Annotated in this window: 19 protein-coding genes; 8 read left to right on the forward strand and 11 right to left on the reverse strand. The window is 63.6% G+C overall.

The window, feature by feature from the left end; translation table 11 throughout:
• Positions 1-2 precede the first annotated feature (2 nt).
• Both recN and AC07WT_RS02595 read right to left on the reverse strand, forming a co-directional pair.
• Complete coding sequence (gene recN, locus AC07WT_RS02590; protein WP_494945936.1) at positions 3-1,673, reverse strand: DNA repair protein RecN; 1,671 nt, start codon at positions 1,671-1,673, stop codon at positions 3-5.
• A 72-nt stretch (positions 1,674-1,745) separates the two neighbouring features.
• Positions 1,746-2,642: an NAD kinase gene (locus AC07WT_RS02595; protein WP_494945937.1), complete on the reverse strand. Its 897-nt coding sequence runs from the start codon at positions 2,640-2,642 to the stop codon at positions 1,746-1,748.
• Positions 2,643-2,978: 336 nt separating this feature from the next.
• Between AC07WT_RS02595 and hrcA the strand changes: the two genes are divergently transcribed.
• From hrcA to AC07WT_RS02610, 3 genes are all read left to right on the forward strand, one after another.
• A complete protein-coding gene (hrcA, locus tag AC07WT_RS02600) occupies positions 2,979-3,998 on the forward strand; it encodes a heat-inducible transcriptional repressor HrcA (protein WP_492593981.1) in 1,020 nt (339 codons plus the stop codon).
• Positions 3,999-4,162: 164 nt separating this feature from the next.
• Positions 4,163-5,245 carry a ferrochelatase gene (gene hemH / locus AC07WT_RS02605; protein WP_492593980.1) on the forward strand — a complete coding sequence of 361 codons (1,083 nt, stop codon included), beginning with the start codon at positions 4,163-4,165 and terminating at the stop codon, positions 5,243-5,245.
• Positions 5,242-5,649: an RNA-binding S4 domain-containing protein gene (locus tag AC07WT_RS02610; RefSeq protein ID WP_494945938.1), complete on the forward strand. Its 408-nt coding sequence runs from the start codon at positions 5,242-5,244 to the stop codon at positions 5,647-5,649. The genes hemH and AC07WT_RS02610 overlap by 4 nt, the downstream gene beginning before the upstream one ends.
• On the opposite strand, the gene AC07WT_RS02615 is transcribed toward AC07WT_RS02610, so the two are convergent.
• Entirely contained in the window at positions 5,621-5,782 is a 162-nt protein-coding gene (locus AC07WT_RS02615) for a hypothetical protein (RefSeq protein ID WP_165848039.1), read from the reverse strand. The two genes, AC07WT_RS02610 and AC07WT_RS02615, sit on opposite strands and share 29 nt — an antisense overlap.
• A gap of 382 nt (positions 5,783-6,164) precedes the next feature.
• Here AC07WT_RS02615 and grpE point away from each other — a divergent pair, with 382 nt between their 5' ends.
• The 5 genes from grpE to pabB all read left to right on the forward strand — a co-directional run bounded on the left by grpE (position 6,165) and on the right by pabB (position 12,658).
• Positions 6,165-6,755, forward strand: a complete 591-nt coding sequence (gene grpE / locus AC07WT_RS02620) for a nucleotide exchange factor GrpE (protein ID WP_492594016.1) — start codon at positions 6,165-6,167, stop codon at positions 6,753-6,755.
• Between the two features lie 36 nt (positions 6,756-6,791).
• A complete protein-coding gene (locus tag AC07WT_RS02625; protein ID WP_494945939.1) occupies positions 6,792-7,229 on the forward strand; it encodes a thioredoxin family protein in 438 nt (145 codons plus the stop codon).
• 153 nt (positions 7,230-7,382) lie between these two features.
• On the forward strand, positions 7,383-9,335 hold the full coding sequence (gene dnaK / locus AC07WT_RS02630; RefSeq protein ID WP_492593977.1) for a molecular chaperone DnaK: 1,953 nt from the start codon (positions 7,383-7,385) through the stop codon (positions 9,333-9,335).
• A 268-nt stretch (positions 9,336-9,603) separates the two neighbouring features.
• A complete protein-coding gene (gene dnaJ, locus AC07WT_RS02635; RefSeq protein WP_492593976.1) occupies positions 9,604-10,746 on the forward strand; it encodes a molecular chaperone DnaJ in 1,143 nt (380 codons plus the stop codon).
• A 25-nt stretch (positions 10,747-10,771) separates the two neighbouring features.
• The gene (gene pabB, locus AC07WT_RS02640; RefSeq protein ID WP_494945940.1) at positions 10,772-12,658 is read left to right on the forward strand and encodes an aminodeoxychorismate synthase component I; all 1,887 of its coding nucleotides are present in this window, start codon (positions 10,772-10,774) and stop codon (positions 12,656-12,658) included.
• Positions 12,659-12,707: 49 nt separating this feature from the next.
• Here pabB and AC07WT_RS02645 read toward each other — a convergent pair whose 3' ends face one another.
• From AC07WT_RS02645 to AC07WT_RS02680, 8 genes are all read right to left on the reverse strand, one after another.
• A complete protein-coding gene (locus tag AC07WT_RS02645) occupies positions 12,708-12,845 on the reverse strand; it encodes a hypothetical protein (protein ID WP_492593974.1) in 138 nt (45 codons plus the stop codon).
• A gap of 137 nt (positions 12,846-12,982) precedes the next feature.
• Positions 12,983-13,798 carry a 3-methyl-2-oxobutanoate hydroxymethyltransferase gene (gene panB / locus AC07WT_RS02650; protein ID WP_492593973.1) on the reverse strand — a complete coding sequence of 272 codons (816 nt, stop codon included), beginning with the start codon at positions 13,796-13,798 and terminating at the stop codon, positions 12,983-12,985.
• Positions 13,799-13,837: 39 nt separating this feature from the next.
• Entirely contained in the window at positions 13,838-14,518 is a 681-nt protein-coding gene (locus AC07WT_RS02655; protein WP_494945941.1) for a deoxynucleoside kinase, read from the reverse strand.
• Positions 14,515-15,063, reverse strand: a complete 549-nt coding sequence (gene folK, locus AC07WT_RS02660; protein WP_492593971.1) for a 2-amino-4-hydroxy-6-hydroxymethyldihydropteridine diphosphokinase — start codon at positions 15,061-15,063, stop codon at positions 14,515-14,517. The genes AC07WT_RS02655 and folK overlap by 4 nt, the downstream gene beginning before the upstream one ends.
• 48 nt (positions 15,064-15,111) lie before the next feature.
• Positions 15,112-16,719: a polynucleotide adenylyltransferase PcnB gene (gene pcnB, locus AC07WT_RS02665; protein ID WP_494945942.1), complete on the reverse strand. Its 1,608-nt coding sequence runs from the start codon at positions 16,717-16,719 to the stop codon at positions 15,112-15,114.
• Positions 16,716-17,402 (reverse strand): histidinol-phosphatase, encoded by a 687-nt coding sequence (locus AC07WT_RS02670; protein ID WP_494945943.1) that lies wholly within the window; start codon positions 17,400-17,402, stop codon positions 16,716-16,718. Before AC07WT_RS02670 ends, pcnB begins: the two co-directional genes overlap by 4 nt.
• Positions 17,395-18,156, reverse strand: a complete 762-nt coding sequence (gene hda, locus AC07WT_RS02675) for a DnaA regulatory inactivator Hda (RefSeq protein ID WP_494945944.1) — start codon at positions 18,154-18,156, stop codon at positions 17,395-17,397. Before hda ends, AC07WT_RS02670 begins: the two co-directional genes overlap by 8 nt.
• A 62-nt stretch (positions 18,157-18,218) precedes the next feature.
• A complete protein-coding gene (locus AC07WT_RS02680) occupies positions 18,219-19,295 on the reverse strand; it encodes an AI-2E family transporter (protein WP_494945945.1) in 1,077 nt (358 codons plus the stop codon).
• Positions 19,296-19,359 lie beyond the last annotated feature (64 nt).

Consider the following 19,359-nt stretch of genomic DNA (forward strand, 5'->3'; position numbering starts at 1 on the left):
GCCTACGCCGCCAGCATTTCCTTCGCGTGTTTGCGGGTGGTCGCGGTGATCTCCAGGCCGCCGAGCATTCGCGCGACTTCTTCGACACGGCTCGCGCGGTCGAGCGAGGTCACGCTGCTGACCGTGCCGCCCTTGCCGTTGCCCGCTTTCGCCACCTGGAAATGATGGTCGCCGCGCGCGGCCACTTGCGGCAGGTGCGTGACGCACAGCACCTGGCGCGCCCGGCCGAGCTGATGCAGCAAGCGGCCGACGACTTCCGCGACGCCGCCGCCGATCCCCGTATCCACTTCGTCGAAGATCAAGGTTGGCGTTGGGCTTGCCGCGCTGGCGATCACGGCCAACGCAAGGCTGATCCGCGCCAGTTCGCCGCCGGAGGCGACTTTCGCGAGCGGCCGCAACGGCACGCCCGCATGACCGGCGACGCGAAATTCGACCTGTTCGAGACCGTGCGCGCCACCTTCGGGCAGCGGTACCAGCGCGACGTCGAAGCTGCCGCCTTTCATCGACAGTTCCTGCATGCCGGTGGTCACCGCCGCGCCCAAAGCCTTGCCGGCCTTGGCGCGCGCCTTCGACAGCCTGGCGGCTTCGGTGAGGAAGGCTTCCTTGGCCTTGGCTTCGGCCGCGTGCAGGCTGTCGAGATCGGCGGCGGCGTCGAGCGCGGCCAGTTGCTTGCGACGCGCTTCGTGTTCTTCGGGCAGCGTTTCCGGCTGCAAACGGAATTTGCGTGCGGCCGAGTGCAACGCGTCAAGGCGCTTTTCGATCTGCGCGAGCCGGTCCGGATCGAGTTCGAGCTTTTGCGCGTAGTGGCTGAGCGAATACGCCGCTTCCTGCAGCTGGATCTCGGCCGGTTCGAGTGCGGCCAGCACGTCGTTCAACGCCGGGTCGATCTCCGCGAGATCGCGCACCTTCGAGACAATCGACGAGAGATGCGTGATCATCGCCTCATCCGATTCGGACAGCGCACTGAGCGCGCCCTGCACGCCGTCGATCAGGTTGGCCGAATGCGATAAGCGCCGATGCTCGCTGTTGACCTCTTCCCACTCGCCCGGCTGCGGCGCGAGCTTGTCCAGTTCGGTGAGCTGCCAGGCGAGCCGCTCGCGTTCGAGTTGCAACTCGCGGTCGCGGGTTTGCGCGTGCTCGACGGCCTGGATCTTTTCGCGCCACGCGCGCCACGCACGCGTCACGGCTGCCGCGGTTTCGGTGAGACCGGCGTGCGTGTCGAACAGCTCGCGTTGCGCGTCCGGGCGCATCAGCAACTGGTGCGCGTGCTGCCCGTGAATATCCACCAGCATCTCGCCGACTTCGCGCAACTGCGCGAGCGTGGCCGCCGTGCCATTGATGAACGCCCGCGAGCGCCCGTTGGCATCCACCACGCGCCGCAGCATCACGGTGCCGCCGTGCTGGCCATCGTCCGCCGTTGCGCCGAACGCCTGCTCGTCGAGCCATTGCTCGACCTGCGCATGCGTCTCGAACTCGGCGGTGATGTCCGCCCGGCTCTCGCCGGTGCGCACCACGCTCGCATCGGCGCGGGCGCCAAGCGCGAGCGCCAGCGCGTCGATCAGGATCGACTTGCCGGCGCCGGTTTCGCCGGAGAAAACGGTAAAGCCGCCGTCGAATTCGAGATCGAGCGCGGCGACGATGACGAAGTCGCGTATCGAGAGGTGGCGAAGCATGGAGGTCGTCTGATGAGCTTAAAGTTTCGGGCCGCGGCGGTCGTACCGGTTCGTTCGGGTCCGCTCAGGGCTTTATATATCTTCTTCGTGCGACGGGTATTCGTTCCAGTGCAGTTTCTTGCGCAGCGTCGCGTAGTGGCTGTAGCCGACCGGATGCAGCATCGGCACCGTATGGCGCGAACGGCGCACTTCGATCGTGTCGCCCAGTTCAAGCGAGGTGAACGATTGCATGTCGAAATTGACGTTCACTTCGCGGCCCGAGACGATCTGGATGCTGACCTTGGAGTCGTCCGGCAGCACGATCGGCCGGTTCGACAGCGCGTGCGGCGCGATCGGCACCAGCACGATGCCTTGCAGTTGCGGATGCAGGATCGGTCCTTGCGAGGACAGCGCGTACGCAGTCGAGCCGGTCGGCGTGGCGACGATCAGGCCGTCCGAGCGCTGGTTGTACATGAAGCGGCCGTCCACCGACACATGCAGCTCCGCCATCCCCGAAAAGCCGCTGCGGTTGACCACCACGTCGTTGAAGGCCAGCGCGTGATAGATCGGGTTGCCGCCGCGCATGATGCGCGCCTCGAGCAGCATGCGCTCTTCGCGCTCGAAGTTGCCGGACAGCATCTGCGGCACGATCTCGCTCATGTCGGAGATCGGGATGTCCGTAATGAAGCCGAGCCGCCCGTGGTTGATGCCGATCAGCGGCGTGCGGTATGGCGCGAGCTGGCGGCCGATGCCGAGCATCGTGCCGTCGCCGCCGAGCACCACCGCGACGTCGGCGCGCGCGCCGATTTCGGCGGGACGCAGCGCCGGATAGTCGGCAATGCCGATTTCGGCGGCGGTCTCCGCTTCGAATACGACCTCGAAGCCACGCTTCGCGATGCACGAGGCGAGCGCGGTCAGCGGCTCGCCGATGCCCGGCGTATTGTTGCGCCCGACGAGCGCGACGGTCTTGAACTGGCTGGTCACTTGCATGCCGGCATTACACCATAGGTAGGGCCTGAAAAGAACCGCAGACAGACCCGGGAGCAGACCGGCCAACGCAGCCTGCCAGCGCGTTGCACGATTATCGTTAGAATGGTGAAGTCTTGATGACACGCGCGTGGGCTACGGCCGGTCGGCGCGCCACCGATGGATTCGCCGGGCAGGGCGCCGGCGAAGTGCGGGGCAAAGCGCGGGATCAATTGCAAAGCGCCGCCCCGCCGACCGCGGGCTCGATGGTTAGTGCCTCGCGCAGTGCCTGACGCGGTTGGCGCCGTTAGCACCGTTAGCGCTCGCGATAGTCGCGGCGTTGAGCTAAAATTTTTCGTCATGCTAGATCCTCGCGCACAAACCCTCCTCAAAACGCTGATCGAGCGCTATATCGCCGAAGGTCAGCCGGTCGGCTCGCGCACGTTGTCACGCTATTCCGGGCTCGAATTGAGCCCGGCTACGATCCGCAACGTGATGTCCGACCTCGAGGACCTGGGGCTCGTGATCAGTCCGCACACTTCCGCGGGCCGCATTCCTACGCCACGCGGCTACCGGCTGTTCGTCGATACGATGCTCACCGTCGAATCCGCCGCCGAGGAGGAAGCCGTCACCCGTACCGTCAAGACTACGCTGCAGGCCGGCGAGCCGCAGAAAATCGTCGCGGCGGCGGCCAGCGTGCTGTCCAACCTGTCGCAGTTCGCCGGCGTGGTGCTGACGCCGCGGCGCAGCCACGTGTTCAAGCAGATCGAATTCATGCGCCTGTCCGACAAGCGCATCCTGCTGATCATCGTGACGCCCGAGGGCGACGTGCAGAACCGCATCATGGCGACCCAGCGCGACTTCTCCCCGTCGCAACTGGTTGAAGCCTCCAATTACATCAATGCGCACTTCGCGGGCCTGTCGTTCGACGACGTGCGCCGGCGCCTGCGCGAAGAGATCGACGAACTGCGCGGCGACATGACCACGCTGATGCACGCCGCCGTCACGGCCAGTACCGACGAATCCGACACCGGCGAGACCGTGCTGATCTCCGGCGAGCGCAATCTGCTCGAGGTCGCCGACCTGTCGTCGGACATGGCGCGGCTGCGCAAGCTGTTCGATGTGTTCGACCAAAAGACCAGTCTCCTTCAGTTGCTCGATGTTTCGAGCCACGCCCAGGGCGTGCAGATTTTCATCGGCGGCGAGTCGAATCTCGTGCCGATCGAGGAAATGAGCGTCGTCACCGCGCCGTACGAGGTGAACGGCAAGATTGTCGGCACGCTCGGCGTGATCGGGCCCACTCGCATGGCCTACAACCGGGTGATACCGATTGTCGACATCACCGCCCGCCTGCTTTCGCTGACTCTCAGCCAGCAGTAAGCATTGGCCGCGGCGTTTCATGCTGCAAATGATGCGTGACGGCGCGCAGCTTGCCAATCGGCCGAATGGCCAGGGGGCGAGGCGGACCCCGCAATGGACCACGCCGCTATAATGAATCCCACCTGAAACCGACTCTCCGCCTTGCGCGGTACTCCCTGTTGCCTATGCGCTTCGACCTCGAGCGGCCTTCGCAGAACGCCACGTCGCACCGTGTCGCCGTGTTGCTGATCAATCTCGGCACGCCCGACGCACCGACGCCGCGCGCGGTTCGCCGCTATCTGGCGCAGTTCCTGTCCGATCCGCGAGTGGTCGAAATTCCCGCTTTGATCTGGCAGGTGATCCTGCGGCTGTTGATTCTGCCGTCCCGCGGCCGTGCGTCGGCAAAGAAGTACGCGGCTGTCTGGATGCCTGAAGGCTCGCCGCTGCGCGTGTATACGGAGAAGCAGGTGGAGGGTTTGCGCCATTTGCTGCAATTGAACGACTACACGGTGCTGGTCGACTATGCGATGCGCTACGGCACGCCAGGTATTCCGGCCATGCTGAACCAGCTGAAACTGGCGGGCGCCGAGCGCGTGCTGCTGATGCCGATGTATCCGCAATACTCGTCGTCGACCACGGCCACGGCTTTCGACGACGCATTTTCGGCACTCAAGCGGATGCGCAATCAACCGGAAATCCGCACGGTGCGCCAGTATGCCGATCATCCGGCGTACATCGCCGCACTGGCCGCGCAGGTGCACCACTACTGGCATCAGCACGGCCGCCCGGACTTCGCGGCGGGCGACAAGCTGGTGCTCAGTTTTCACGGCGTGCCCAAGCGCACGCTCGATCTCGGCGATCCGTACCACGAGCAGTGCCAGCAAACCGGCGCGTTGTTGATGCATGCGCTGGAACTGACGCAGGTGGAATGCCGGATTACCTTCCAGTCGCGTTTTGGTCAAGCCGAATGGCTGCAGCCGTACACCGCGCCGACGCTGAAGGAGTTGGGCGCGGCGGGCGTGCGGCGGGCCGACGTGTTCTGTCCGGGCTTCACCGCCGACTGCCTTGAAACGATTGAGGAAATCGGCATGGAAGTGCGCGACGAGTTTCTGCATGCCGGCGGCAAGGAGTTTCACCGGATTCCCTGCGTCAATGCCTCGCAGGCGTGGATTGCCGCGCTTGGCGAGATCGTTGCGCAGAATTTGCAGGGCTGGCCGGTGCAGGCGGTGCCTGTGCCGAATACGGCGGGGGCGCAGGCAGGCTCATGAATTACAAGGTTTCAACCGAACCGGGCGCAAAGCTGCGCATCGACAAATGGCTCTGGGCAGCGCGTTTCTTCAAGACGCGCTCGCTGGCGGCGGATGCGGTCGACAAAGGCCACGTCCGCATCGGCGGCGCCAGCGTCAAGCCGGCGAAGGACGTACGTGTCGGCGACCTGGTCGAAATCGAGATCGAGCGGATTGTCTGGCAGGTGGAAGTGCTGGGCGTGTGCGACGTGCGCGGCCCGGCGAGCGTTGCGCAGACGCTTTATGCGGAAACCGGGGAGAGCAGGGCGAAGCGGCAGGTCGAGCAGGAGCGGCGCAAGACGTATCGCGAGCCGGCCGCCGCTTTGCACGGCCGGCCGACCAAGCGTGACCGGCGCATCATCGACAAATTTTCAGGTGGGGATTGAACAGCTGTTCCATCGTCGCGTGCACACCGCCATATTCGGTGGTGTGATCGTTGACGGCCCCGGACATGCAGATGGTCGTGGTGCCCGCGATCAGTACCAATGCGACCACCGATATTGCAAAGGTCAGTTTCACGGTACTCCCCTTGGGAAGATGGTGCAGGACGGAAACAGGCTAATCGGTTGGAATTGCAAAATGTCGGAAAGGCTTACGTCAGATTAGGGTTAACGCGTCTTTTCCGATGCTTTAATGGAGCATAGGCCACTTGTCGTGCGTACTCAATCTCAATCTGATTGCGGCGCGATAATGGTTGTAACCGGGCATTTCCACGGTAAGTCTGTCGTGCGAAAAGTTCCGGGAGATGCGCTTGAAATGGGTCTTTCAGGCCCCATCTGCCGTTTCGATACGCGGTAACGCGTCCCCCAGTTGTTGTCGCAATTTTGCAACGCACAAACTGCGCCAGCTTTGGGGCGCTGCCGCCACCGTTGGTTTTTACTTTTTATCGACTTTCAGCGACATGGAAAACACGCAAGAGAACCCGACGAGCCAGAATCCCACGCCCGCCGACGAAACCGCGCGCCAGGCCGCCGAGGCCGCAGCACCCCAGCAGGACGCGGTCGCGGCCGAAGCCGTTGCCACCGATTCGCCGGTTGCCGGCGTCGAGGCCGAGCTGGCTGAAGCCCAAGCCAGGATCGCCGAACTGCAGGAGAGCTTCCTGCGGGCGAAGGCCGAGACCGAAAACGTGCGCCGCCGTGCCCAGGAGGATGTGGCCAAGGCTCATAAATTCGCGATCGAAAGCTTCGCCGAGCATTTGCTGCCGGTAGTCGACAGTCTGGAAGCGGCGGTCGCTCACTCGTCCGACGATCTGCAGAAGGTGCGCGAAGGCGTCGAACTGACGCTGCGCCAACTTACCGGCGCGCTGGAAAAGGGCCGCGTCGTCGCCCTGAACCCGGTCGGCGAGAAGTTCGATCCGCACCGCCATCAGGCCATTTCGATGGTGCCGGCCGAGCAGGAGCCGAACACGGTTGTCGCCGTGCTGCAAAAGGGTTTCGTGATCGCCGACCGCGTGCTGCGTCCGGCGCTCGTGACCGTCGCGCAGCCGAAGTAAGCGCCACAGGCCGTCTCGCGCCGGCACGCACCCGTCATGGCCAACATTCCCGTCGACGCCACCGCGTTTGCCGCGTTCGACATGCGGGAGCTGAGCGTCGAGTCGTTCGACGCAGGGCTGGCCGAAGCCGGGGATCAACTGGCCGTGGTGTTTTTCTGGGGTCTCGACTGCTTCAACTGCGAGATCGCCAAGAAGGCAATGCTGGCGCAGCCGGACGCGATTCGCGCGCTCGGTCTCAGATGGTTTCACAGCAACGTCTACGAGCACCGCGAACTGGGCCGCCGCTTCTCGCTTCATGGGGTGCCCAAGTGGTTCTTCTTCCATCGTGGCAAACGGCTCGGCCGGGCAACCGGCTGGCACGGCGTTGGGCAGTTCGAGGCGGCCGTCGCGGCTGCACGGGAAAAAATCCGGGTGGCCGACGCGGACGGCGTTGCGCCAGGTGGCGACAAAAGCGGAAAAAGTTCGGCTGATTGAAAAAAATTAAAGACCGTATCGTAAAAGAGGTCTTGAAAACGATGCGGACGCACTTATGTTGAGTGCAGGTATGAATTGAGAGCGGAGTGCCTTGCTGCCGCATGGGCAAAAAAGGCGCTTCCCGCAGCGATCAAAGTTAGGAGATTAGTAAAAATGGGCAAAATTATCGGCATCGACCTCGGCACGACCAACTCGTGCGTGGCGATCATGGAAGGCAATTCGGTCAAGGTGATCGAGAACTCGGAAGGTGCGCGCACCACGCCGTCGATCATCGCTTATATGGAAGACGGCGAGATTCTCGTCGGCGCGCCTGCGAAGCGTCAGTCGGTCACGAATCCGAGGAACACGCTGTACGCGGTCAAGCGCCTGATCGGCCGCCGCTTCGAAGAAAAAGAAGTGCAGAAAGACATCGGCCTGATGCCGTACAAGATCATGAAGGCCGATAACGGCGACGCATGGATCGAAGTGCGCGATCAGAAGCTGGCGCCGCCGCAAATCTCCGCGGAAGTGCTGCGCAAGATGAAGAAGACCGCTGAAGACTACCTCGGCGAGCCGGTCACGGAAGCTGTGATCACGGTTCCGGCGTACTTCAACGACAGCCAGCGCCAGGCTACCAAAGACGCAGGCCGCATCGCCGGTCTGGAAGTGAAGCGGATCATCAACGAACCGACCGCCGCTGCGCTCGCGTTCGGCCTCGACAAGAACGAAAAGGGCGACCGCAAGATCGCGGTGTATGACCTGGGTGGCGGCACCTTCGACATTTCGATCATCGAAATCGCGGATGTCGACGGTGAAAAGCAGTTCGAAGTGCTGTCCACGAACGGCGACACGTTCCTCGGCGGTGAAGACTTCGACCAGCGCATCATCGATTACATCATCGGCGAGTTCAAGAAGGAACAAGGCGTCGATCTGTCGAAAGACGTGCTCGCGCTGCAACGCCTGAAGGAATCGGCTGAAAAGGCGAAGATCGAACTGTCGTCGAGCCAGCAAACCGAAATCAACCTGCCGTACATCACGGCCGACGCGTCGGGTCCGAAGCACTTGAACCTGAAAATTACGCGTGCGAAGCTGGAAGCGCTGGTTGAAGAGCTGATCGAACGCACCATCGAACCGTGCCGCGTGGCCATCAAGGACGCAGGCGTGAAGGTCGGCGAAATCGACGACGTGATTCTGGTCGGCGGTATGACCCGCATGCCGAAGGTGCAGGAAAAGGTCAAGGAATTCTTCGGCAAGGATCCGCGCCGTGACGTGAACCCGGACGAAGCCGTGGCCGTTGGCGCCGCGATTCAAGGCCAGGTTCTGTCGGGCGACCGCAAGGACGTTCTGCTGCTCGACGTGACCCCGCTGTCGCTCGGCATCGAAACGCTCGGCGGCGTGATGACGAAGATGATCAACAAGAACACCACGATCCCGACCAAGCACGCGCAGGTCTACTCGACGGCCGACGACAATCAGGGCGCCGTGACGATCAAGGTGTTCCAGGGCGAACGCGAAATGGCAGCCGGCAACAAGCTGCTGGGCGAGTTCAACCTGGAAGGCATCCCGCCGGCACCGCGCGGCACGCCGCAGATCGAAGTGAGCTTCGACATCGACGCGAACGGCATTCTGCACGTCGGCGCGAAAGACAAGGCGACCGGCAAGGAAAACCGCATCACGATCAAGGCGAACTCGGGTCTGTCCGAAGCCGAGATCGAAAAGATGGTGAAGGACGCCGAAGCGAACGCGGAAGAAGATCACAAGCTGCGTGAGTTGGCCGATGCCCGCAACCAGGGCGACGCGCTGGTTCACAGCACGAAGAAGGCGCTCACCGAATACGGCGACAAGCTGGATGCCGGCGAGAAGGAAAAGATCGAATCCGCGCTGAAGGACCTCGAAGAAGCGCTAAAGAGCGGTTCGAGCGACAAGGCCGCGATCGAAGCCAAGATCGAAGCGGTGGCCACGGCCTCGCAGAAGATGGGCGAGAAGATGTACGCCGACATGCAGGCAGCGCAAGGTGCCGAAGCTGCGGCAGCGGGCGCGGCAGGTGCGGGTGCGTCGGCGGGTGGCGCAAGCCAGCCGGAAGACGACGTGGTCGACGCCGAGTTCAAGGAAGTCAAGAAAAACTAAAGCCGGGTCGTATTTCGACCGTAAAGCCGCACACAGCCCTGTGTGCGGCCCGGCTGCACAAGGGACTGCGCCTATTCGGGCAGCAGAACGTGCAAGAGCGGTTATCGCGCCTGGCGAGCCTTTTCGGCTCTCCGGGCACATTTGTTTTATGGAGGGCGTTGTTTTGAACCGCGGCAAGGCGGCGGAAAACAGCGGCCGGACGAGTCGTGAGACTCCAGCATTCAAGAGGAGCCACTGCGCCCGATTGCGCGAGTGGCGTTGAACCGATATGGCGAAACGGGATTACTACGAGGTTCTGGGCGTCGCAAAGAACGCGAGCGACGACGAAATCAAGAAGGCTTATCGCAAGCTGGCGATGAAGCACCACCCCGACCGCAATCCGGGCAACAAGGATGCGGAAGGGCATTTCAAAGAGGTGAAGGAAGCCTATGAAATGCTGTCGGACTCGCAAAAGCGTGGCGCGTACGATCAGTACGGCCACGCGGGCGTCGATCCGAATATGGGCGGAGCCGGTGCGCAAGGCTTCGGCGGTTTTGCCGATGCGTTCGGCGATATTTTCGGCGACATCTTCGGCCAGGCGGCCGGTGGCGCAGCACGTGGCGGTGGCGGCCGTGCCGGCCCGCAGGTGTATCGCGGCGCCGATCTGCGCTACAGCATGGAAATCACGTTGGAACAGGCCGCACACGGCTACGACACGCAGATTCGCGTGCCGAGCTGGGTGTCGTGCGAAGTCTGTCACGGTTCGGGCGCCAAGCCCGGCACCAAGCCGGAAACCTGCCCGACCTGTAGCGGTTCGGGTTCGGTGCGGATGTCACAGGGTTTTTTCAGCATCCAGCAGACCTGCCCGAAGTGCCACGGCGTCGGCACCTATATTCCTGACCCGTGCGCGCATTGCCACGGCGCGGGCAAGGTGAAGGAAACCAAGACGCTGGAAGTGAAGATCCCGGCAGGTATCGACGACGGCATGCGCATCCGCTCGGCCGGCAACGGCGAGCCGGGCATCAATGGCGGTCCGTCGGGCGATCTGTACGTCGAGATTCATATCAGGCAGCACTCGGTGTTCGAGCGCGACGGCGACGACCTGCACTGCCAGATGCCGATTCCGTTCACCACGGCGGCGCTAGGCGGCGAGATTGAAGTGCCGACGCTCGCGGGCCGCGCCAGCTTCACCGTGCCGGAAGGCACGCAGTCGGGCAAGACGTTCCGTCTGCGCGGCAAGGGCATCAAGGGGTTGCGTTCGAGCATTGCCGGCGATCTGTACGTGCACGTGCAAGTCGAAACGCCGGTCAAGCTCACTGAGCCGCAGCGCGATCTGCTCAAGCAGTTTGAAAAGGCACTGGTGGAAGGCGGCGCGCGGCATAGCCCGCAAAGCAAGAGCTGGTTCGATCGGGTGAAGAGCTTCTTCGATTAATGGCAGTTTGAAGTTGGCGGTAAGCATGACGGCAGATGAGCGCGACGCGGTTTTCGCCTTGCTCGACGATTGCGGCGCGACGGCGGCGCGCCGCTCGAGTCGTCTGTACGCGGGTTTTGCGCATGAGCGGGTCTGTACGGACGCATCGCGACTCGAAGCAGTGTGTGAAGCCGTGGCTGCTGATACGCAGCGCGGTTTGCATGCCGTTGTGCTCGCCGACTATGAATTCGGCCGGAATCTTGTCCTCGGGGACGTCCTCAGTTCGGGATTGGAAAAAACGCAGCGTGGCGATGCCACACTGCGTTTTTTATTGTTCGAGCGTTGTGTAAAGCTTTCGCGCGACGAAGTCGATGCGTGGCTGCTGCAGCGCGACGGCGGCGCGGCTGAGGCGTCGGTGGCGGGCACGGCGAACCTGCGCGCAAGCGTCGACCCAGCGCAGTTCAACGAAGCGATCGAGGCAATTCATGGCGCCCTGCGCGCGGGCGATTCGTATCAGGTCAACTACACGTATCGGCTCGGCTTCGATGTATTCGGCTCGCCTACGGCGCTCTATCGCCGGCTGAGAGTCCGTCAGCCTGTTCCGTACGGCGCGCTGATCGCGTTGCCGGACGACAGGTGGGTGCTGTCCTGCTCGCCGGAACTGTTCGTCGAGAAGGAGGGCGCCATGTTGCGCGCCCGGCCGATGAAAGGCACCGCGCCGCGTTCGGATGATCCGACGGCCGATCGCGAGGCAGCGCAGTTCCTCGCCGACGATCCCAAGAACCGCGCCGAAAACGTGATGATCGTCGATCTGCTGCGCAACGACCTGTCGCGCGTGGCGCAGACAGGTTCGGTCAGCGTGCCCGCGCTGTTTTCGGTCGAGCCTTATGCGTCGGTGTGGCAGATGACGTCGACCGTGCATGCGACGTTGCGCGCGCACACGTCGTTTGCCGGCATCATGCGGGCGCTATTTCCGTGCGGCTCGATTACCGGCGCGCCGAAGCATCGCACGATGCAACTGATCGATACGCTCGAAAGCACGCCGCGTGGTCTCTACACCGGTGCGATCGGCTGGCTCGATGCGCCTGCCGCCAATTCAAACGATAACGCTTGCGGCGACTTCTGCCTGTCGGTCGCGATCCGTACGCTGACGTTGAATGCCGTCACCCAGGACGGCGGGCGCCACGGCACGATGGGCGTCGGCGCGGGCATCGTGCTCGACAGCGTCGCCATCGACGAATATGCGGAGTGCCGATTGAAGGCCAGTTTTCTGACCGGCGCCGAACCGGGCTTCGAACTCTTCGAAACGATGTATGCGACGCGGGAGGACGGCGTGCGGCATCTATCGCGCCATCTCGCGCGACTTTCGGCAAGTGCCGCAACGCTGGGTTTCAATTTCGACGAGAACGAAATCCGCACGTCGCTCGCGGGGAAATGCGCGGCGCTGCCGGCGCAAACGCCCCATCGCGTACGCGTTGCGCTGAACAAAAGCGGCGCGGTGCAGATAACCGCCGCGGTGTTGGCGCCGCTAGCCGAACCAACTGTCGGCGTGCTGCTGGCGCCTGAGCATGGGTTCGCCGCAATGGAGGCAAACGATCCGCTGCTGCGTCACAAAACCACCCGTCGCGCGGAATATGATCGCGGCTGGCGCGAAGCGGAAGCGAAGGGCGCATTCGAAACGCTGTTCTTCAACGAACGAGGCGAGTTGACCGAAGGCGGCCGGTCGAACGTGTTCGTGAGACTGGCGGGGCAGTGGTGGACGCCGCCGCTGGAGTCTGGCGTGCTGCCTGGGATCATGCGGAGTGTGCTGCTCGAGGACACCAGCCTTCACGCCGCGCAGCGTGTGCTGACTCGAGCCGATGTGCAGAATGCCGAGGCGCTTCTGGTGTGCAACGCACTGCGAGGCGCAGTACCGGCACGGATTGTGGACTGAGGCTGAGAACGTGCTGCCGGCTTCGAGCGGCGCGAGCCCCGGCTGCGCCTCAGCGCTGGCGAACGTGCAGCAGGCGCGCCAACCAGTCAGTCAGGCGCGCGTGCCAAGTGGTGGCTTCACGCACGTCATGCGGTGCGGTGGTATGGTCGCGGATTCCCGCTACGTCGATCAGGCAAAAGGGGCTCATGGTCATCTCTCTTCGGCTCGCGGCAGGACCGCGTTAACAAGTAGACGAAGATAGACGACCGGGTTTCCATTCGAGATGGGACCGCTCTCAAAACGAGCTCAAATGCCCCGGATTAGTCTGATTCGCTGTCGGGGTGGTTAGAACGTGTGTTCCGGCCCGGGAAACGAGCCGTCCTTCACCGCGCGTACGTATGCTTCGACAGCAGCCAGAATGCTCGGCTGTCCCTGCATGAAATCCTTTACGAAGCGCGGCCGCTTGCCGGGGAAGATTCCCAGCATGTCGTGCAGCACCAGCACCTGACCCGAGCAATCCAAACCGGCGCCGATGCCGATCGTCGGAATCCGCAGTTGCTTCGTGACTTCGCTTGCGAGCAGCGTCGGAATCGCTTCCATCACGATCAGTTGCGCACCGGCGTCCTGCACGGCGAGCGAATCGCGCAGCAACTGGCTCGCGCCCGCCTCGGTTTTGCCTTGCACCTTGAAACCGCCGAACGCATGCACCGATTGCGGCGTCAGACCGACATGCGCACACACCGGGATCGAACGCTCGACCAGAAAGCGCACCGTGTCCGCGAGCCACTCGCCGCCTTCGAGCTTCACCATCTGCGCGCCCGCGCGCATCAATTCGACTGAACTCCTGAAGGCATCCTCCGGCGTGCCATACGTGCCGAACGGCAAGTCGGCCACCACCAGCGCCGACGGCCGCGCCCGCGCGACGCTCGCCGTGTGATACGCGATGTCCGCGAGCGACACCGGCAGCGTGGTGCTCTGGCCTTGCAGAACGTTGCCGAGCGAGTCGCCGATCAACAGCACGTCGACGCCCGCGCGATCCAGCAGCGCGGCGAAGCTTGCGTCGTAACAGGTGAGCATGGCGATTTTCTCGCCGGCGTCGCGCATCGCCTGCAGTTTCGGCACGGTGATGGCGTTCCGGCTCGCTTCCTGCAAATAGGTCATGGAGTCAATCCGTTGGAAAAGAAGAGGAGGCCGCGCGGCTTACAGCGACGTGCCTTTGACAAAGAATTCCTTACGGCCGCGCATGGTTCCGATGCGGTCGGCGAGCAGCGCAAGGTCCGCGTCGGAGTCGAGCGGATTCAGATGTTCAGCGTTGACCGTCAGCACCGGCGTCTGGTCGTAGTGATAGAAAAACTCGTTGTAGGCGTCGCACAGCGCGTGCAGATAGGCATCGGAGATCTGTAGCTCCATCGGCACCGCGCGCTTCTGAATGCGTGCGAACAGCACCTCGGGACTCGCTTGCAGATAGACGACGAAATCCGGCGTCGGCGCGCTCACGTCGATGCGCGCGGCAAGCGCGCGATACAGCTGCCACTCGTCTTCCTGCAGCGTCAGACGCGCGAAAATGTCGTTCCTCTGCGTCATGAAATCGGCGATCAGCGGCGTGCCGGACAGCTGCGCCGCGGCCACTTCCTGCGCCTGGCGCGCGCGTTGCAAGGCGAAATGCAATTGCGTGGGCAGTGCATAACGCGCAGTGTCGCGATAAAAGCGTTCAAGAAAGGGATTGTCCTGCGGACGCTCGAACAGTTCATGCATCGACCAGCGCTCAGCGAGACGGCGCGCGAGCGACGTCTTGCCGACGCCGATCGGCCCTTCGACCGCAAGATAGCCGAACGGCGGACGCAATTGCGGCGCGGTGACGGTGAGCGGCGGCGTGTTCATTCGCAACGGCCTTTAGCCGGCGTGCCGCTGCCGGCAGCCAATGCATTGAGCATCGGGCACTGACAGGGCGACTTGACCCTTTCGATGCGCTGATCGGCGACGCCGGCAAGCAGTGCATCGGCGCGGCCATGTAGCGGGATGATCAGCGCCGCATCGATTTCGACCAGCGGCACGAGGGCAAAAGCGCGTTCGATCAGACGCGGATGCGGCACGATCAGATCGGCTTCGTCGATCGATTGATCGCCGTAGAGCAGGATGTCCAGATCCAGCGTGCGCGGTGCATTGCGAAATGGCCGCTCACGGCCGAACTGATGCTCGATCTTGTGGCACAGCGCAAGCAGATGGCGCACGGGGAGCGTCGTATCGACCTTCACGACGCAGTTGAAATAGTCGTCGCCGCCCGCGTCGATCGGGGCAGTTCGATACAGGCTCGACTTGGCGAGCACGGTGATGGTGTGCTGTTGTGCGAGGCACACCACCGCGTCTTTCAGGGTCTGGCGCGCGTCCCCGAGATTCGCGCCGAGGCCGAGATAAGCAACCGTCATGGCATAACTTCCTGCAACTATCGTTCGACGGCTTCAGCGAACGCCGCGTCAGTCTTCGTGTGAGCCGTTGTGGCCCGCTTCGTTGACTGTGCGTTCGGCTGGCGTGCCGCCCTCCATTCCGTCACCCAATTTGCGGTTTCTTGCGCCACTGCTGCGCCGCCGGCGTTTTCTGGGGCTTCGGTCCTTCCCGCCTTGCGTAAGCAATGCCTCGCGCGCGGCGACGTCTCCTTCAATGAACTCCGTCCACCATGCACCGACTGACTCGTCGAGTTCGCCCGATTCGCAGCGCAGCAGGAGGAAATCATACCCCGCTCTAAATCTTTGGTGTTCCAGCAGCTTCAGCGCGCTGCGGCCCGAGCGTTTCTCGAGGCGCAGCTGCAGGCCCCAGATCTCGCGCATATCCGACGAGAAGCGCTTGTGAATCGCAAGTTTCTCGGTTTGCATGTCGAGGACTTCGTCCATCGCGCGATGCAGCGCGGGCACTGGATATTCGCCGTTCGCTTCAAATTGTTGCCAGCGCTGCTGCACGTCGTGCCACAGCAGCGTGGCGAACAGGAAGCCCGGCGACACCGGCTTGCCGGCGCGTACACGAGTGTCCGTGTTGGTCAGCGCGAGCGTGATGAATTTTTCGCCGATGGGCTGCTCCAGCACCACGTCGAGCAGCGGTAGCAGGCCATGATGCAGGCCTTCATGGCGCAGGCGTTTCAAACACGCCAGCGCATGGCCCGAGAGCATCAGCTTGAGCATCTCGTCGAACAGACGCGCGGCGGGCACGTTGTTGACCAGATCGGCCATTTTGGCGATCGGCGCGCGGGTCGCTTCTTCGATCTCGAAGTCGAGCTTCGCGGCGAAACGCACCACGCGCAGCATGCGCACCGGATCCTCGCGATAGCGCGTGGCCGGGTCGCCGATCATGCGCAACAGGCGCGCGCGCATGTCGGCCATGCCGTTGTGGTAGTCCAGCACGGTTTGCGTGGCCGGATCGTAGTACATCGCGTTGATCGTGAAGTCGCGGCGCGTGGCGTCTTCGTGCTGCTCGCCCCAGACGTTGTCGCGCAGCACGCGGCCGCTGGCGTCCACCGCATGGGTGCGGCGGTCGAGCTCGTCGCGCTTCAGGCGGCGTGGCGGCGCGGCGTCGGCCGCGGGCGGATCGACCAGCGCGCGAAACGTCGAAGTTTCGATGATTTCCTGACCGAACTGCACATGCACGATCTGAAACCGGCGGCCGATGATGCGCGCCCGGCGGAACAGCTTCTGCACCTGTTCGGGGGTGGCGTCGGTGGCGACGTCGAAGTCTTTCGGCGCGACGCCGAGCAGCAGATCGCGCACCGCGCCGCCGACGATGAACGCGCGGTGGCCGGCCTGCTGTAAACCTTCGGTGACGCGAATCGCGTTCCTCGAGATCAGCGAGGGATCGATGCCGTGGACGTCGTGCGGAATGATGACCGGCACGTCCGGGTCGCGCACGATTCTGGCGGCGGCGGGCCGCGCCGGTTTGCGGCGTGCTTTGCTGGCGCCGGACGCGCCAGCCGCGCTGCGTGCCGATGCGCCGCCGGTTTCGTCGGCGGTGGCTTCGGCGGTGGCTTCGGCGGGCGCGGTGTCGTCAGCGGGCGCCGGGTCCTGGCCGAATAGCTTGCGGATAAGTTTTTTGATCACGAGGGTTGGAAGAGTTCGAGGATGCGCCAGCCTTTGGCCTGCGCATGGGCGCGCAATGTGTCGTCGGGATTGGTCGCGATCGGATCGGTGACCTTTTCGAGCAGCGGGATGTCGTTGTGCGAATCGCTATAGAAATAGCTGTGCTCGAAGTCGCTCCAGGTTTTGCCGAGGGAGGCGAGCCACGCCTCGGTGCGGACGATCTTGCCTTCCTTGTAGCTCGGCGTGCCGGTGGGGCGGCCGGTGTACGGCGAATGCGGGTGGCCGTCCACGGTTTCCGCTTCGCAGGCGATCAGCGCATCAACGCCGAACGCTTGCGCGATGGGGCGGGTGATGAATTCGTTGGTGGCGGTGACGACGCAGCAAAGATCGCCTGCCTCACGGTGCTGCTTCACCAGTTCGAGCGCGGCGGGAAAGATCGCCGGCTTGATGACCTCATGCATGTACTGCGCGTGAAAGTCGGCGAGCTGCGCGCGCGTGTATTTCGCGAGCGGCGTGAGCATGGCGATCAGATAGGCGTGAATGTCGAGCTTGCCGGCCTTGTAGTCGGTGAAAAAGCGGTCGTTTTCACGCGCGAAATTTTCCGCATCGACCATGCCGTGTTTCACCATGAAGCGGCCCCATTCGTGGTCGCTGTCGGTGGGGATGAGCGTGTGATCGAGGTCGAAGAGTGCGAGATTAGCCATGGGGGCCTATTTTACTTGAAGCGGCGGATGAAGCGGATGAGGCGGGCGCCGTTCGCCGCTCGTCGGCGTCGGGCGATGCCAGCATGGTGCGCAGCAGCGGCAGCGTGACGGCGCGTTTCTGTTCGAGCGAGAAGCGGTCGAGCGCGTCGAGCAGCGCCATCAGGCTCGGCATGTCGCGGCGGAAATGCGTGAGCAGGTAGGCGGGGACGTCGTCGGCGAGCATGATGCCGCGCTCGCGCGCCGCGTGTTTCAGCACTGCGGCCTTGCCCTCGTCCGGCAGCGGCGCGAGATGGAACACGAGACCCCAGCCGAGGCGCGTGCGCAGATCTTCGCGCACCGTCATGCCGATCGGCGGCGCGTGGCCGGCGGCGACCAGCGCGCTGGTCGGATGCGCGCGCACTTCGTTGAACAGGTTGAAGACGGCGATCTGCTGTGCGGCCGACAAACCATCGCAATCGTCGACCGCATACAGTGCGACGCGCGGGTCGAAGGTGAAGGCGGCGAGACTGCTTTGCGGACCGGCATAGCGCGCATGACCCGGCGGCGCTTCGTGGACGAGCGCCTGCAACAGATGGGTGCGGCCGCTGCCGGCTTCGCCCCATAGGTAGAAGGTGCGGTCGGCCACCGGGCCGGCCGCGAGCGCGTTGTCCAGCTCGCGCAGCCGCGTGACCAGCTCGGCGTTGGCGCCGGCGAAGAAATTGTCGAATGTCGATGGCGGCGGAGTGCCGAGATCGAGCGTCAGTTGACGAAGCACAGTAGGTTAATGCCGAAAATGAGGCTCAGGCCGCAATGGCCCGTGCCTCGGGCCGAAAACAGTCAGTTGTTGTAAAGCGTGCTCGTCAGGTAGCTTTGGCGCAACTCGCGCAATGCCACCGACAGAATGGCGCTGACCGGCAGCGCCAGCAACACGCCGAAAAAGCCGAACAGCTGTCCGAACGCGAGCAGCGCGAAGATGACCGCGAGCGGGTGCAGACCGATCCGTTCGCCCACCAGCCGCGGCGTGAGGTAAAAGCTCTCCACGATCTGGCCGAGTCCATAAATCACCGCGACCGCGCCAAAGCCGTACCAGTCGCCGAACTGTAGCAGTGCCGCGAGCAGCGCCAGCGCCAGACCGGTTGCAAAGCCGATGTATGGGATGAAGACCGCGAGACCCGTGAAAATGCCGACCGGCAAGGCAATCTCGAAGCGGGCAAGGGTCAGCGCGATCGCGTAGTAGGCCGCGAGCACCGCCATCACGAGCAACTGGCCGCGCAGGTATTGCGACAGCATCTGGTCCATGTCGCGGGCGAGTTGCAGGGTCTTGTCGAGCCAGCGGCGCGGCACCACGATCTGCATGCGCGCGAGCATGCGGTTCCAGTCGTACAACAGATAGAACAGCACGAGCGGCACCATCACGACGTTGCCGATCACCGTGATCATCACGTTGCCGCTGGTGCGGATCGAGGTCCACGCGTAGCGCGCGACGGTCTGCGCGCTGCCTTCCAGTTGCCCCATCACGAGATCGCGGATGCTGGCGAAATCGAGCGAATCGGCGAGGCCCAGCAGGGCGAGTTTCGGCTGCAGCCACGCGCTGACATGCGCGAACAATACCGGCACCTGCTGCTTCAACTGCGGGCCTTCCTTCTGGATGACGGCCAGCACCAGCAGCACGAGCATCGTCATCATCAGCGAGAACAGCAGCATCATCAGCAAGGCGGCGACTCCGCGCGGCACGCGCCGGCGCACCATCCACGCGACGCCCGGTTGCAGAATGTACGCGAGAATCGCGCCGAGCAGGAACGGCGTGAGGACCGGGCTCAGTAGCCAGAGCAGAATGCCGACGCCCAGCGCAATGGCTAGCCAGATGAAGGCGCGGCGCTGAACGGGCGTCAGAATCGAGGGGTTTTGCTGCAAAATGAGTTTCCCAGGTGGCTGGCGCGGGTGAAAGTCCAGCCAACCGGCCGGCATCGGGTAAAAT

It is taken from the genome of Paraburkholderia sp. GW821-FHT02A12, assembly GCF_059422005.1.